This is a genomic window from Streptomyces sp. NPDC050418 (assembly GCF_044458745.1).
Lineage (GTDB): Bacteria > Actinomycetota > Actinomycetes > Streptomycetales > Streptomycetaceae > Streptomyces.
The window spans coordinates 342327-356178 of sequence record NZ_JBITIG010000004.1; the positions used below are offsets into that span (position 1 = coordinate 342327).

Sequence of the window (13852 nt, forward strand, 5' to 3'; positions counted from 1 at the left end):
GGGGATGACGCGGGGCACCGCCGCTGGGTAGAAAGCCTGTGATGACCACGACCCTGCGGCCCACCGCGCCGCTCCAGCGCAACTCCGACGGCGCCCGGTCGCGCCCCTACCAGGTGTGCGTCAACAGCCGGCCCGTCGGCGCCATCGAGCTCGCCACCGATCCGGATGCCGGGCCGGACGCGGGCCGGATCCGTTCCCTGCACATCGAGGAGCCGGACCGGCGGCGCGGCCGCGGCACGGTGGCCGCGCTCGCCGCGGAGGAAGTGCTGCGCAGTTGGCGCTGCAGCCGCGTCGAGGCCCGGATACCCGCCGACGCGGAGGCGGCACTGCGCCTGGCCACGACCCTCGGTTATGTCGAGCGCAACCGCGCGATGGCCAAGGACCTCACCGGACCGGCGCCGGAACTGCCAGGGGGCTGCAGCGCCCGTGCGATGACCGAGGACGAGTACCCGGCCTGGCTGGCGGACACCAAGGCCAAGTACGTCCGGATGTGGACCGAACGCGGCCTGACCGAGGACCAGGCTCACGCCAGGTCCGAGAGCGACCACGCCCGCATGCTGCCCGACGGGCTCGCCACCCCGGACATGTGGATCACCTGTCTCCTGGACGCCGGTGAGGTGGCGGGCACCATCTGGGTCGCGGGCGAGGAGACGGGCCGTTACGTGTACTGGGTGCAGGTCGATGAGTCATTCCGGGGCCGTGGCCATGGCCGCTCCCTGATGCTGGCCGCCGAGCGCGAAGCCCGCGCCGCCGGGGTGCGGCGCATGGCCCTGAACGTCTACACGCACAACACCCCGGCCCTGCGCCTGTACGAGTCGCTCGGCTACCGGCCGACGTCGTACAGCCTCCACAAACCGCTCTGACTGGTCAGGTCAGGCCCTCAGGCGCTCGCGGCGAGCAGCCGGTCCACGATCGACTCGATCCGCTCGCGCAGCCCCTCCTGGCTCTGGCCGCCGTCCAGGCGCTCGCCGTCGATGACGTACGTGGGCGTGCCGGTCACGCCGATCGCCTTGCCCTCGGCCTGGTCGGCGTCGACGATCAGGGTGTGCCGGCCGTCGATCAGCGCGGTGTCGAACTCCTCGGCGTCCAGGCCCAGTTCGCGTGCCACGTCGAGCAGCAGCCGCTCGCCCTGCGTGTCGAGCTCCGTCACGCGCGCGAGCACCCCGGCGACGTACGGCCAGCCCTGTCCCTGCTCCAGCGCCTCCTCGGCGGCCTGTGCGGCCGCGTACGCGTGCTTGTGCTTCTCCAGCGGGAAGTGCCGCAGACGGACCTCGATGCGGTCGCCGTAGCGCTCACGCAGCGCGTCGACGTCGTCGAGGGCGGTACCGCAGTCGGGGCACTGGAGCTCGCACCAGACGTCGAGCACGGGACGGGCGGGGCTTGCGGGGACGGAGTCGGTCATGAGGGCAGTCTCCCAGCCCTGCGTGCGCGGACCCAATCCGGACCGCCGGCGCTGTCCCGACCCGGACCTGCGGAGGAGACGAACCCTTAGTTCTCCCTGAGGTCGCTCCGGATCGTGGCCCTCGGGCCCTCGTACGGTGCACGATGGAGGGACATACCGCCGGGATACCACCGACATACACCGAAGACCGCACCCCATCGCTGGAGGGCCGGATGCTTGCCGAGACCATCTGTTCCGCCGTGTCCGCGGCAGGCCTGGGCATCGCCGCGATCACCGCGTACCGCAAGCGTTTCCTGGCGGCGACCAGGATCGCGGCCTACTCCTTGGTCCCCGTCGGCCTGGTGATGACCGGAGTCGTCGAGTGGGTCTCGGACCTGGTCTTCAAGCCGGCCACCTGGGTCGGCGTCGGCATCCTGGGCCTGGCCTGGGCCTTGTTCATGACCACTCGCGCCATCGAGCGGCGTACGGGCGTCGGCGGGCGCAAGGAGCGCAAGGCCGCCAAGGCGGGCGGCCGCGAGGCCGTCGAGCCGAAGGCGTCGGCCCCCTCGCTCGGTGCGGGCCGCACGGGCACCCAGCCCGCGGCTCGTCCGAAGGCGGCGGAGGCGTCGGAGGACTTCAGCGACATCGAGGCGATCCTCAAGAAGCACGGCATCTGAGGACAGGGCCCGCGCACAGCGTCGGCCGGGGGAGCGCACCGGCCGTACGGCGTTCGGTTACGGGTGACCGCATAGGTATACGCGAAACAGCGAACTCCCCCCATCTGTTGGCGTGTTGAGTACGGGCACCCCCATGCGTGCGCCATCATCACCCCGAGATGAACACCACCCGGGGCCAGGCCCCCGCACCCGCCGCGAACCCGCCCACGCCCCCCGGGCCCGCTCCCGAAGCGCGCGGCTGTCTGTTCGCGCTGTCCCAGCCGCCGCTGATGATCTTCCTGGGTGTGATCGGCTGCCTGCTCCTCGCGGCAGCCGTGCACGACCTGTTCCTGCTCTGACCGCGCACGGGCCCGGTGACGGCCCGTGACGGCCGCGAGAGGGCCTCAGCCCGCCGCTTCCTTGCGCCGTGCCCGGTACGCCGCGACATGCAGCCGGTTCCCGCACGTACGGCTGTCGCAGTACCGCCGTGAGCGGTTGCGTGACAGGTCCACGAAGGCGCGCCGGCAGTCCGGCGCCTCGCAGCGCCGCAGCCGCTCCTGCTCGCCGGCGACCACGAAGAAGGCCAGCGCCATTCCGCAGTCGGCCGCGAGATGGTCGGCGACCGAGGCGCCCGGTGCGAAGTAGTGCACATGCCAGTCGAAGCCGTCGTGGTCGGTGAGCTGCGGGGTGGTGCCCGCCGCGGCCACCAGCTCGTTGATCAGCGCCGCCGCCCGTGGCCCGTCCTCGGCCGCGAACACCTCGCAGAAGCGGTCGCGCACCTTCCGTACGGCCGCGAGGTCACGCTCGGTGAGCGCGCCCACGTCGCTGATGTCGTGCTCGCGCACGAAGTCCTGGAGATCGGTGACAAGGGACAGGCTGTCGTCCCCGTCGGCACCGTCGTCATCGGCTGCCGTGTTCACCAGATCCACCACGGCGTCCAGCGCGCACCGGGTGTCGTGGGTGATCAGCACATTCGCTCCCTGCAATGAAGGCCGGACCGCCGCCCGCCGATTGCTGGCCGATGCTAGCGGCTGCCCCGCGCGGACCCCTGCCCGCCTGCCCAGACCGGCGGGAGACATGCGCGCTTTGTTGCTACGACAACGGCGCCGCCACCACGGAGGTTCCCGTGGCGACGACGCCGATTTCTGCCTGTATGCAGTTGTACGGGCCCGGACCGTCTCCCCGAGTGGACGGTTCCGGGCTGCTCCCGGACTGGCTCAGTTCTCGGCCAGGATGTGTGAGAGCTCCGTGTCGAGATCGAAATGGCGATGTTCGGTGCCTGGGGGCACGGCGGCGTCGGTCCGCTTCAGGAACGACTCCAGGGCCCGCGCCGGGGCCTCGAGCAGAGCTTCGCCCTCGGGGGAGCTCAGGGCGATGCAGACGACTCCCTGCCCGTGACTGCGGGACGGCCAGACACGGACGTCACCGGTGCCTGTGGGGCGATGCAGCCCCTCGGCGAGGAGATCGCGGGCGAAGACCCACTCGACGGTCTCCTCCGCTCCGGTGTGGAAGGTGGCGTGCACGGCGTAGGGATCGGCCGTGTCATACCGCAGTCCTGCGGGTACAGGCAGTGAGGACTCGCTCGACACAACGAGGCGCAGGTGCAGCTCGCAGCTGACCGTGGTGTTCATAAGCGCCAGGGCCTTTCGCTCAGTGTGCGCTCGGGGATTCGCACGTCGGCGAAATCGACATGCCACCTACGGTGCCGTTGTAAACCCCTCTGAGGGTTTTGAGTCGGTTTTGGTCGCTCGTACAGCGGAGTCACAGTTCGTGCGAAGGGGCCATTCCGGTGAATGGTTTCTGTCGGGTAATGTTTAGCGGCATGAATACGGGGAGTAACGGGCGGGACGAGGCCGTCGCTGCGGTGGCGCAGCCGGACGGCGAACAGCAGGGGGAGACCCAGGCCGGCGAGGGGCTCGGGTCCAAGGCGCCGGACTTCATCAAGGCGCGCAGGGCACTGCATCTGAGCTGGCAGGTCGGCATCTTCATCATCGGCCTGGTGGTCGTGGTGGCCGGCATCATCATGCTGCCGCTGCCGGGACCCGGCTGGGTCGTGATCTTCGGCGGCATGGCGATCTGGGCGACCGAGTTCGTCTGGGCCCAGCTGGTGCTCCGCTGGACGAAGCGCAAGGTCACAGAGGCGGCACAGAAGGCGCTCGACCCGAAGGTGCGGCGGCGCAACATCATCCTGACGAGCATCGGCCTGGTGATCATCGGCGTGCTGCTCGGCATCTATCTGTGGAAGTTCGGCTTCACGATGCCGTGGAAGATCGACGAGTGAGCCACTGACCGCCGGGGTGGTCCGGGACGCCCCTGACGTGCGGTAAGGTTCTTCCTGCGCCCGGGCGATTAGCTCAGTGGGAGAGCGCTTCGTTCACACCGAAGAGGTCACTGGTTCGAACCCAGTATCGCCCACCCGGACAAGAAGTCCGCGAGATTCCGAATCTCGCGGACTTCTTGGTTTTTGTGGGGTGTTGAGGGAAATTCCGGCGAATTCCCGCGAGGCTCAGTGCATTCGGCCCATGAGGTCGCGCAAACGCCTTGCGTCGCGCAGTCGTTGTTCATACGTCGCGCCTGCCGCGAGCAGCAGCAGACCGGCCGCGGCCGGGGGCAGCCAGCGGGGGAGCGCGCCGATCACCTGCACCACGTACGGGGCGAGTTCGTGGAGCGCGACCAGGGCGAGCGTGGCGCCGCCGAGCGTGAGCGGGGCCTGCAGCCGGTGGTGGGCGCCGAGCAGAGTGATCACCAGGGCCGCCGAGCCGAGCAGCAGCGGGCGCTGCCAGTGCTCGTCGTTCCAGGACGCGGCAAGGCTGGGCAGCAGCGTCGCGGCGAGGCCCGGTCCGTACGCCGCCCAGGAGGAGGCCTCCGGGTCGCGGCGGCGGCGCAGCAGACCGATCACCAGCGCGGGGACGGTCACCGGGAGCGTGTACGCCTCCGGGGTCGTGACGTCCGAGGCGGCCAGACGCACCCACGTGGCCAGCAGGAACAGGATGCCCGCGGTGTACGCGGCGGCCGGACGGCGGTCCGCGCGCAGGGCCGTGCCCGCCGCGATCACTCCGGCCAGGGCGAGCGTCAGGGAGAGGGCGGGGGCGTCGGTCGCCGCGAGGATGATGGCCAGGCCCGCGGCGGTGGCGCCGGCGAGTTCGACCGGCAGCGCGTACGGCTCGGTGCGCAGCCGGGCGCCGAGCAGGGCGGTGGCCGCCGGGACGGCCAGGACGGCGAACGCGGCCTGATGGGCGGGGACTCCGAGTGCCGCCGGGATCGCGACCGCCAGACCGGTGGCCGCGGCGACCGCCGCGACCGCGAGCGTGGCCTGGTGGATGCCCCGCGGGTGCATGGCCGTTGCGGCGGTCGTCAGCGCGAGGAGCGCACCGAGCGCGGTGAACGTGGCCGGTTCGGTGGCGAGGGCGAGCAGGGTCGCCGTGAGGGCCGAGGCGTAGAAGCAGACGAGAGTGGTGAGCGGGAGTGTGCCGCTCTGTGGTGTTCTGCGGGCCACAAGGACCGTCGCCGTGAGCGCGAGAGTCGCGAGGACCAAGTGGGCGGTGAGTTCCGCCGGGTGCGCGAGACGGAGCGCCAGGGGGAGCACGGTGAGGGCGGCCCAGGCGGCGACCGTGGCGCCGACGCCCGGGTACGGACGCCACGTACGGCCTCCTCCCAGGCGGTACGCGGCTGTGAGAACCCCGGTCACCACCACGAGCACCGCCACCACGGCGAGACCGTCGGAGCCTGGCGTGGGCTGCCGCTCCCCGGCGCCCGTCCACACGCCGTCGAGCCGGGCGGCCGGGCCGGCCACCGCGGCGGTGAGCGCGGGCAGGGTCCAGGCGAGCGCCAGGGCGAACACGGCGGCGCAGGCTGCCGCGAGGCCGCGCCGCACCGGACGGGGCAGGGTGCTGCGGACGAGGGCCGACAGGGCGGTGGCGCAGAGGAGTTGGGCGACGACCGCCCAGTCGTCCGGCAGCGCGGCGCGCAGGATGCCGCCGGTCGCGAGGAGCAGGGCTGTGGTGCCGGCCGCCGCGGTGGCCGTGGCGAGGTCGGTGCGCGGGGAGCGCCAGGCCGCGTAGAAGGCGATCGTGGCCGCGGCCAGGAGGTGGAGGGAGGCCAGGGCGGCCTCGGGTGCGCTGTCGGCGTCGAGGACGAGGCCCGTCGCGGTGAGCGTGGCGAACAGGCCGAAGGCCGTTGCGCCCACGGCTGCCGTGATCCGGGCGGAGGCGCGGGTGACGTGCAGTGCGGTGAGGGTGGCCGCGGCCGTTGTGGCGAGCAGGGCGGCGCTCATCGCGTGCGCACCCGCGCCGGCCGCGAACGACCAGAGGAGCAGCGGGAGATGAGCGGTGGCGACTCCGGCCGGCAGGGGAAGGTGCAGAGCCGGCAGGAGCAGGCCGTACACGATCCAGAGTGCGGCGAGGACGGCTGCCGCGCCGGCCGCGTACGCCATCGGGTCCGTGTCCTGGAGCGCCACGGCATGCAGTGCGTACGCGTCGAGCACGGTCAGGAGCAGGCCGACGGCGGCGATCGCCTCGGCCGTCGACGCCAGACCGCGGCGCAGCAGCACCGCCGGCACGACGAGGGCCGCGAGCGTGACGGTCGCGAGCACCGCACTGCGTCCGCCGATCCCCATCGAGCCCCAGCTCACGACCGTGAACGCGATGGCGGCGACGGCGAGCAGGATGCCGCCGAGGGTCAGCAGGACGTTCTGCACCCCGTGCGGCGCGGCCTCGGGCTGACGCGGGGCCCAGGTCTGCGCCACGGCGCGGGGCGGCGCGGACGCCGCAGGTGCGGATGCCGGCGGTACGGACGCCGACGGTGCCGACTGCTGCAGCACGCTGACCAGCCAGGCCCTGCGGGCCAGCAGCTGGGCGCGGCGGGCGTCCAGGAGGGTCAGTTCGGCATCGAGGATGCGCAGTTCCTCGGCAGGAGGCGGAATGCTCGTCATGGCACGGAGTGTGGTCCGCGTCATACGCACGGGGGATGCGCACGCGTACTCATCTCCCCCTGAGTACGTCCCCGCGCGACACTTGGGGCATGGACTGGAGCCACTACCGCTTCCGCAGTGTGTGGGACCTGTCGGCTGCCCCGGACGCGGTCTTCCGGGTGCTCGAGGAAGTGGAGTCGTATCCCTCCTGGTGGCGCGAGATCCGCGAGACGATCCGGCACGACGAGGACACCGGCGTGGTCCGGATCAGGTCCTTCATCCCGTACGAGCTGCTCGTGACCGTCCGCGCGGAGCGGCGCGATCCCGAGGCGGGTGTGCTCGAAGTGGCCGCGAGCGGGGACCTGAAGGGGTGGGCGCGGTGGACCGTGTCCGCGCGCGACGGGGGTGCGCGGGCCGTGTACGAGCAGGAAGTGCGGGTGCAGCGCGGGCTGATGCGGCGCTTCGCCGTGCCGGGGCGGCCGCTGTTCCTGCTCAACCACGCGCTGATGATGCGCAGCGGGAGGAGAGGGCTGGCCGTATACCTGGCGCGAGGCTGATACCTGGCGCGCGGCTGGGACGTCACCGGAGCGCGGCGGGCAACGGGTTTGAACGACAGCCGCTCCGACCTGTATGGTTCAGTGCGTTCCCGGGCGATTAGCTCAGTGGGAGAGCGCTTCGTTCACACCGAAGAGGTCACTGGTTCGAACCCAGTATCGCCCACGCTCGGGGAAGGCCGGTCCGTCGATGACGGACCGGCCTTTCGCATGTCCGGAGTCGGAACGGGTCACGCCGCCGCCGGGAGTTCCGGGCGCAGGGGCCAGGCCGGGTCGACTGCCTCCTGGGTGCCGCTGCGGGCGAACCAGGCCTGCAGACCGCGCGCCTGGGCCGCGTGCCAGACCGCCTGGAGCGAGTGCAGCTCGGCGGGGTTGAGGCGTTCGAGCCGGGACGCGTAGCGGCGGCCGATCGCGCGGATGACATCGAGCGAGGCGCGGGCGTCGGCGCCCGCGTCGTGCGCGCCCGTGAGCTCCACGCCGTAGTGCTCGCACAGGTCGGTCAGGGTGCGGCGGCCCTTGCGGTAGCGGTCCAGGTGCTTGTCGAGGACGCGCGGGTCGAGCACGCACAGCGGGTGGTTCTGCAGATAGCGGGACAGCGAGGATGCCCGGTGGCGGCGCAGCTCGCGGTCGAGGAGCGTGAGGTCGAACGGCGCGTTCATCACGACCAACGGCCGCCCCGACGCGTGCAGTTCGGCCAGCTCGCGGGCTATCTCCTCCATGACAGGGGCCGGCCAGCGGCCGTTGCGCTGCAGATGGTCGTCGGTCAGGCCGTGCACTTCCGTGGCGGCCGCGGGCACTGGAACGCCCGGGTTGACCAGCCAGCGAGTGGCCCGCGCACGGGCGCCCGCCGAGTCCTGCACGATGATCGCGGCCGACACGATCCGGTCGTGTTCCACGTCCACGCCGGTCGTCTCGGTGTCGAATGCGGCCAGGGGTCCCTCGTACCAGCACGTCATAGTGATGCAACTCCCTGTTCATTCCTGGCAGATGATGCGCCACCCCTGCCCCGACCAGGTGATGCCCGGACCGTTTGCGGCGTATGCCGACCGGTCACAACAGAGATGAGGGACAAGGGAGTTGACGGCCATGGCGCTCGCGCAGCCCGAACCCAGTGGGCTGCTGCCCGAGCGGACCGCACCGCTGCGCGGCACCCTCGCCACCACCGCCTGCATGGAGACCCTGCAGGTGGGCTATCTGCACGCCGTGGCGGCCGCGGCCGGGTGCTCGCTCTCGCAGCCCTTTCCGGACAACGGCATCGACTGGCACGTCAGTCACAGCGCGCCCGGGCACGCGGTCGACGACGAGGTGACCATCAAGGTGCAGCTGAAGGCCACGTACCAGATAGCGCCAAACCCGCCGGGCGCGGCCTTCTCGTTCACGCTCGACAACGAGCATCTGGCGAAGCTGGCGCGCACCCCGGTCTCGGTGCACAAGATCCTCGTGGTGATGCTCGTGCCGCGGGCGCAGGAGGACTGGCTCAGAGCGAGCCATGACCGGCTCGACCTGCGGCACTGCTGCTACTGGGTCAACCTCGCCGGCCACCGCATCACGGGCCGGCGCCGCACGACCGTACGCATACCGACCGCACGGATCTTCGACGACCGGGCGCTCTGCGAGATCATGACGCGCGTCGGGACGGGAGGCAGACCATGACGCCTGTGGGGCAGCACCGTCCGGCCGACGAACCCCTGCGGCCGCACCCCGTCGACGGCTACGAATCCGCGCGTACGGCACCGGTGGACCCCGCCGTCCTCGGCGAACTGCTCCGGCGGCACGGCTGGCAGCGGCGCGGCGGAGCCGTCGGGCGCTATGCGCGGTGGACGGCGCCCGGCGGGGTGGCGGCCACCAGTCTGCTCGTGCCCGAGAGCCGCGCCTTTCCCGACAGCGAGGACCTGCTCGACGAGGCGCTCCTCGCCCTGTCCCGCAGCGCCGCACCCTCCGCGCGCGACGTGCTCGTGGCGCTCGCGCTGCCGAGCGACGAGGTGCGCTGGTCGCGCGATGTGCCGCCAGGGCCTGCGGGCACCGCCCCGTGGATGGCCGAGGAGGAACTGCGCGGTGCGGCCCGACGGATGCTGATCGCGGGGGCGCTCGCGGTCCGCGGACGCGCCGGGTACTACGGCGCGCGCCACCGCAGGCCGGCCGCGGCCGCGCTGCAGAACCTGCTGGTCGGCCCGGCGCCCGGCGGCCGCCGCCTCACGGCGTTCGTCCCCGTGGAGAGCGGCCGCTCCCTCGTCGTACGACTGCACCACGCGTTGTACGCGGCCCGGGAGGCCGTCGACTACCGGCGGGCCACGGGCGGGATGGAGGCCTTCGACACCGCGATCGAGGCGGGCGTCAGCCAGGAGCTGACCGAGGCGCTGGTCGCGCTGGTGCGCGGGAGCGAAGGGGCCCGGATCACGTTCGCGTGGGCGCCCGCGGCGGGGGTGCCCGAGGGGTGTGCGCAGCGGCCGGAGGAGGTGGAGTTCTCGCCGGGCGACCTGCCCGTGCTGCGGGAGGCGGGGGCGCGCTTCCTGCGCGAGGAGCCATCCCTGCCCGTACGGATCACGGGCACGGTCGTGCGGATGCGGCGCAGCGGTCCGCGCGGGACCGGCACGGTGCGGCTGCGCGTCATCGCGGGCGCCGACGTGCCGCACATACGCCTGAGCCTGGACGAGGAGGCGTACCGGATCGCGGGCAGTGCGCATCTGGTCGGGCTGCCGATCCGGGTGAGCGGGCGGCTGGAGAGCCGGGGCGGGTTCCGGCGGCTGACCGGGGCCTCGCAGGTGGTGCCCGTGCAGGTGGACGAGGCGGTACGGGACCGGATGATGAAGTCGCTGCAGGAGAACCTCGACTTCTTCGAGGAGGCGTGCAGCGGGGACGAAGCGGACTGAGGCCTGATCGGGCGGGGCCGCGGGGGCCGGTTATCCGTTTCGCGATCGGTGGGGTCGGCTCGGTACGATTCCACCGGCGTGGCCATTCGTACGGCGACGCGACCCCTTCAGCTAGGAGAGACCAGTGTCTGACGTCCGTGTGATCATCCAACGCGATTCCGAGCGGGAAGAGCGCGTGGTGACCACGGGCACCACGGCGGCCGAGCTCTTCCCCGGCGAGCGCACCATCGTCGCCGCCCGCCTCGCGGGCGAGCTCAAGGACCTCGCGTACGAGCTGCAGGACGGTGACGAGGTCGAGCCCGTCGAGATCGCGTCGCAGGACGGTCTGAACATCCTGCGCCACTCGACCGCGCACGTCATGGCGCAGGCCGTGCAGGAGCTGTTCCCCGAGGCGAAGCTCGGTATCGGCCCGCCCATCAAGGACGGCTTCTACTACGACTTCGACGTCAAGGAGCCCTTCACCCCCGAGGACCTCAAGCGCATCGAGAAGAAGATGCAGGAGATCCAGAAGCGGGGCCAGCGCTTCTCGCGCCGTGTCACCACCGACGAGGACGCTGCCGTCGAGCTCGCCGACGAGCCGTACAAGCTGGAGCTCATCGGCCTCAAGGGCAACGCGGCGCAGGCCGCCGACGGCGCGGACGCCGAGGTGGGCGCCGGCGAGCTGACCATCTACGACAACCTCGACGCCAAGACCGGCGAGCTGTGCTGGAAGGACCTCTGCCGCGGTCCCCACCTGCCGACCACCCGCGTCATCCCCGCGTTCAAGCTGATGCGCTCGGCCGCCGCCTACTGGCGCGGCAGCGAGAAGAACCCGCAGCTGCAGCGCATCTACGGGACCGCCTGGCCGTCGAAGGACGAGCTCAAGGGGTACCTGGAGTTCCTCGCGGAGGCCGAGAAGCGCGACCACCGCAAGCTCGGTGCGGAGCTCGACCTGTTCTCCTTCCCGGAGGAGCTCGGCCCCGGCCTCGCGGTGTTCCACCCCAAGGGCGGTGTGATCCGCAAGGTCATGGAGGACTACTCGCGCAAGGCGCACGAGACCTCCGGCTACGAGTTCGTGAACACCCCGCACATCTCGAAGGAGAAGCTCTTCGAGATCTCGGGCCACCTGCCGCACTACGCGGAGGGAATGTTCCCGCCCATCGAGTTCGACGAGCAGAACTACCGCCTCAAGGCGATGAACTGCCCGATGCACAACCTGATCTTCAAGTCCCGCGGGCGTTCCTACCGTGAACTGCCGCTGCGGCTCTTCGAGTTCGGCACCGTGTACCGGTACGAGAAGTCGGGCGTCGTGCACGGCCTGACCCGCTCGCGCGGCTTCACCCAGGACGACTCGCACATCTACTGCACCAAGGAGCAGATGCCGCAGGAGCTCGACACGCTCCTGACCTTCGTGCTCGACCTGCTGCGCGACTATGGCCTGAACGACTTCGAGCTGGAGCTGTCCACCCGCGACGACTCCGACAAGTTCATCGGCGACGACGCGGACTGGGCCGAGGCCACCGAGGCGCTGCGCCTCGCGGCCGAGAAGCAGGATCTGCCGCTGGTGGCCGACCCGGGTGGTGCCGCCTACTACGGGCCGAAGATCTCCGTGCAGGTCAAGGACGCGATCGGCCGGTCCTGGCAGATGTCGACCATCCAGGTCGACTTCAACCAGCCCAAGCGCTTCCAGCTGGAGTACACCGCCGCCGACGGTTCGCGTCAGCAGCCGGTGATGATCCACCGCGCGCTGTTCGGATCGATCGAGCGGTTCTTCGGCGTGCTTCTCGAGCACTACGCGGGTGCGTTCCCGGCGTGGCTGGCGCCGGTGCAGGCCGTCGGTATCCCGATCGGTGACGCGCACGTCGAGTACCTGCAGGAGTTCGCGGCGAAGGCCCGTGCCCAGGGCCTGCGGGTCGAGGTCGACTCGTCCTCGGACCGGATGCAGAAGAAGATCCGCAACCAGCAGAAGGCCAAGGTGCCCTTCATGGTCATCGCGGGCGACGAGGACATGAACGCCGGTTCGGTGTCCTTCCGTTACCGCGACGGCTCGCAGGAGAACGGCATTCCGGTCGACGAGGCCATCGCGAAGATCGCGAAGGTGGTCGAGGAGCGGGCTCAGGTCTGATCCCGTCGCGTCGGACGGTACGAAGGGCCCCGGGCACTCGCCCGGGGCCCTTCGTCGTGCTGAGCGCGCCGGGCGTCAGCGCTGGTTGCGCGCCCTGCGCTTCTCGTCCTCCAGCGTGAACACCTGGATCAGCCACGAGGAGAACGAACCCGTCACCGCTCCCAGCAGCCCGATGCCGCAGGCCATCATGCCGACGGCTACCAGCCGTCCGACGCCGGTCACCGGCGCTTTGTCGCCGTAGCCCACGGTCGAGAGCGTGGTGCAGGTCCACCAGACCGCGTCGCCGAAGGTGCGGATGTTCGCTCCCGGCGCGAGCCGTTCGTGGTGGTACACGGCAAGGGCGCCGGCGAAGCCGAGGAGCAGGGCCGAGAGGCTCGCGTAGACCATCACGCGTGCGTACAGGCTCAGCCGCGGTTCGCCGTGCCGTTTCTGGACGGCCTCGTAGAGCCGGACCACACGCAGCGGGCGAAGGAGCGGCAGGAGCAGGACGAGGGTGTCCAGCCAGTGGGTGCGGATGTACCGCAGTCCGCTGCGGCTCATCCGCCAGCGCACGCCGTAGTCGACGGCGAACAGGGCCCAGGCGCCGAAGGTCACCGCCACGCAGACGTCGCGCCATCCCTCCGGCATGCCGTGAAGCAGAACCCGGGCCGCGTACGAGCCGAGGAACAGCAGCGAGCCGACGGCGAGCGGGACTTCGGTGCGCCGGCGCCAGCGCTCCTGCGGGCTGTCGTCTTCCATCCGGTCAGCTTCGCCGCAGCGATCACGGCGAGGCCCCCGGCGACACGCTCCGAACGGGCGAAGCCATATGCTGCACAGCATGACGAGTGAGCCGGAACAGCAGATCGGAGTGGGGACCCAGGACGCGTTCCAGCGCCTGTGGACGCCTCATCGGATGGCCTATATCCAGGGCGAGAACAAGCCCACCGGCCCCGGGGCCGAGGACGGCTGTCCCTTCTGCTCGATTCCGGGGAAGTCCGACGAGGACGGGCTCGTGGTGGCACGCGGCGAGCAGGTCTACGCGGTGCTCAACCTCTATCCGTACAACGGCGGCCATCTGATGGTGGTGCCTTACCGGCACGTCGCCGACTACACCGAGCTGACCGCTCCGGAGACGGCCGAGCTGGGTGAGCTCACCAAGCAGGCGATGGCCGCGCTGCGGGCCGCGTCAGGTGCGCACGGGTTCAACATCGGGATGAACCAGGGGACCGTGGCGGGCGCCGGGATCGCGGCGCATCTGCACCAGCACATCGTGCCGCGCTGGGGTGGCGACACCAACTTCATGCCGGTGGTCGGCCACACCAAGGTGCTGCCCCAACTCCTCGCCGACACCCGGACGATGCTCGCGGACGCCTGGCCGGCTGTCTGAGCCTTCGCAGGC

The 13852-nt window shown here is 71.1% G+C and carries 15 protein-coding genes and 2 tRNA genes; 11 read left to right on the forward strand and 6 right to left on the reverse strand.

Features of this window, described 5'->3' with window-relative positions; all coding sequences use genetic code 11:
* Nucleotides 1-41: 41 nt before the first annotated feature.
* Nucleotides 42-863, forward strand: a complete 822-nt coding sequence (locus ACIBI4_RS11820; RefSeq protein WP_399203557.1) for a GNAT family N-acetyltransferase — start codon at nucleotides 42-44, stop codon at nucleotides 861-863.
* A 17-nt stretch (nucleotides 864-880) separates the two neighbouring features.
* On the opposite strand, the gene ACIBI4_RS11825 is transcribed toward ACIBI4_RS11820, so the two are convergent.
* Entirely contained in the window at nucleotides 881-1402 is a 522-nt protein-coding gene (locus ACIBI4_RS11825) for a DsbA family protein (RefSeq protein WP_399203558.1), read from the reverse strand.
* A gap of 212 nt (nucleotides 1403-1614) precedes the next feature.
* On the opposite strand from ACIBI4_RS11825, the gene ACIBI4_RS11830 reads away from it, so the two are divergent.
* Together ACIBI4_RS11830 and ACIBI4_RS11835 are read left to right on the forward strand one after the other, a co-directional pair.
* On the forward strand, nucleotides 1615-2058 hold the full coding sequence (locus ACIBI4_RS11830; protein WP_399203559.1) for a hypothetical protein: 444 nt from the start codon (nucleotides 1615-1617) through the stop codon (nucleotides 2056-2058).
* Between the two features lie 158 nt (nucleotides 2059-2216).
* The gene (locus tag ACIBI4_RS11835) at nucleotides 2217-2396 is read left to right on the forward strand and encodes a hypothetical protein (protein ID WP_399203560.1); all 180 of its coding nucleotides are present in this window, start codon (nucleotides 2217-2219) and stop codon (nucleotides 2394-2396) included.
* Between the two features lie 45 nt (nucleotides 2397-2441).
* Here ACIBI4_RS11835 and ACIBI4_RS11840 read toward each other — a convergent pair whose 3' ends face one another.
* Nucleotides 2442-3008 (reverse strand): CGNR zinc finger domain-containing protein, encoded by a 567-nt coding sequence (locus ACIBI4_RS11840; protein ID WP_399203561.1) that lies wholly within the window; start codon nucleotides 3006-3008, stop codon nucleotides 2442-2444.
* 246 nt (nucleotides 3009-3254) lie between these two features.
* Entirely contained in the window at nucleotides 3255-3668 is a 414-nt protein-coding gene (locus ACIBI4_RS11845) for an SsgA family sporulation/cell division regulator (RefSeq protein ID WP_003987206.1), read from the reverse strand.
* Nucleotides 3669-3859: 191 nt separating this feature from the next.
* On the opposite strand from ACIBI4_RS11845, the gene ACIBI4_RS11850 reads away from it, so the two are divergent.
* Both ACIBI4_RS11850 and ACIBI4_RS11855 read left to right on the forward strand, forming a co-directional pair.
* The gene (locus ACIBI4_RS11850; protein ID WP_399203562.1) at nucleotides 3860-4318 is read left to right on the forward strand and encodes a TIGR02611 family protein; all 459 of its coding nucleotides are present in this window, start codon (nucleotides 3860-3862) and stop codon (nucleotides 4316-4318) included.
* Nucleotides 4319-4380: 62 nt separating this feature from the next.
* Nucleotides 4381-4452, forward strand: a tRNA-Val gene (locus ACIBI4_RS11855).
* 91 nt (nucleotides 4453-4543) lie between these two features.
* On the opposite strand, the gene ACIBI4_RS11860 is transcribed toward ACIBI4_RS11855, so the two are convergent.
* Nucleotides 4544-6967: an SCO7613 C-terminal domain-containing membrane protein gene (locus ACIBI4_RS11860; RefSeq protein WP_399203563.1), complete on the reverse strand. Its 2424-nt coding sequence runs from the start codon at nucleotides 6965-6967 to the stop codon at nucleotides 4544-4546.
* 89 nt (nucleotides 6968-7056) lie between these two features.
* Between ACIBI4_RS11860 and ACIBI4_RS11865 the strand changes: the two genes are divergently transcribed.
* Entirely contained in the window at nucleotides 7057-7503 is a 447-nt protein-coding gene (locus tag ACIBI4_RS11865) for an SRPBCC family protein (RefSeq protein ID WP_399203564.1), read from the forward strand.
* 91 nt (nucleotides 7504-7594) lie between these two features.
* Nucleotides 7595-7666, forward strand: a tRNA-Val gene (locus tag ACIBI4_RS11870).
* Nucleotides 7667-7730: 64 nt separating this feature from the next.
* On the opposite strand, the gene ACIBI4_RS11875 is transcribed toward ACIBI4_RS11870, so the two are convergent.
* Nucleotides 7731-8456, reverse strand: coding sequence for a 3'-5' exonuclease (locus ACIBI4_RS11875; RefSeq protein ID WP_399203565.1), 726 nt, complete (start codon nucleotides 8454-8456; stop codon nucleotides 7731-7733).
* Nucleotides 8457-8586: 130 nt separating this feature from the next.
* On the opposite strand from ACIBI4_RS11875, the gene ACIBI4_RS11880 reads away from it, so the two are divergent.
* The 3 genes from ACIBI4_RS11880 to thrS all read left to right on the forward strand — a co-directional run bounded on the left by ACIBI4_RS11880 (nucleotide 8587) and on the right by thrS (nucleotide 12474).
* The gene (locus tag ACIBI4_RS11880; RefSeq protein WP_399203566.1) at nucleotides 8587-9153 is read left to right on the forward strand and encodes a DUF4365 domain-containing protein; all 567 of its coding nucleotides are present in this window, start codon (nucleotides 8587-8589) and stop codon (nucleotides 9151-9153) included.
* Nucleotides 9150-10370 carry a hypothetical protein gene (locus ACIBI4_RS11885; protein WP_399203568.1) on the forward strand — a complete coding sequence of 407 codons (1221 nt, stop codon included), beginning with the start codon at nucleotides 9150-9152 and terminating at the stop codon, nucleotides 10368-10370. The genes ACIBI4_RS11880 and ACIBI4_RS11885 overlap by 4 nt, the downstream gene beginning before the upstream one ends.
* A 124-nt stretch (nucleotides 10371-10494) precedes the next feature.
* Nucleotides 10495-12474 carry a threonine--tRNA ligase gene (gene thrS / locus ACIBI4_RS11890; RefSeq protein WP_399203569.1) on the forward strand — a complete coding sequence of 660 codons (1980 nt, stop codon included), beginning with the start codon at nucleotides 10495-10497 and terminating at the stop codon, nucleotides 12472-12474.
* A 75-nt stretch (nucleotides 12475-12549) separates the two neighbouring features.
* Here the strand turns inward: thrS and ACIBI4_RS11895 are convergent, their stop codons facing one another.
* Entirely contained in the window at nucleotides 12550-13212 is a 663-nt protein-coding gene (locus ACIBI4_RS11895; RefSeq protein WP_399203570.1) for a potassium channel family protein, read from the reverse strand.
* Nucleotides 13213-13279: 67 nt separating this feature from the next.
* Between ACIBI4_RS11895 and ACIBI4_RS11900 the strand changes: the two genes are divergently transcribed.
* Nucleotides 13280-13840 carry an HIT family protein gene (locus ACIBI4_RS11900; protein WP_399203571.1) on the forward strand — a complete coding sequence of 187 codons (561 nt, stop codon included), beginning with the start codon at nucleotides 13280-13282 and terminating at the stop codon, nucleotides 13838-13840.
* Nucleotides 13841-13852: the final 12 nt, after the last annotated feature.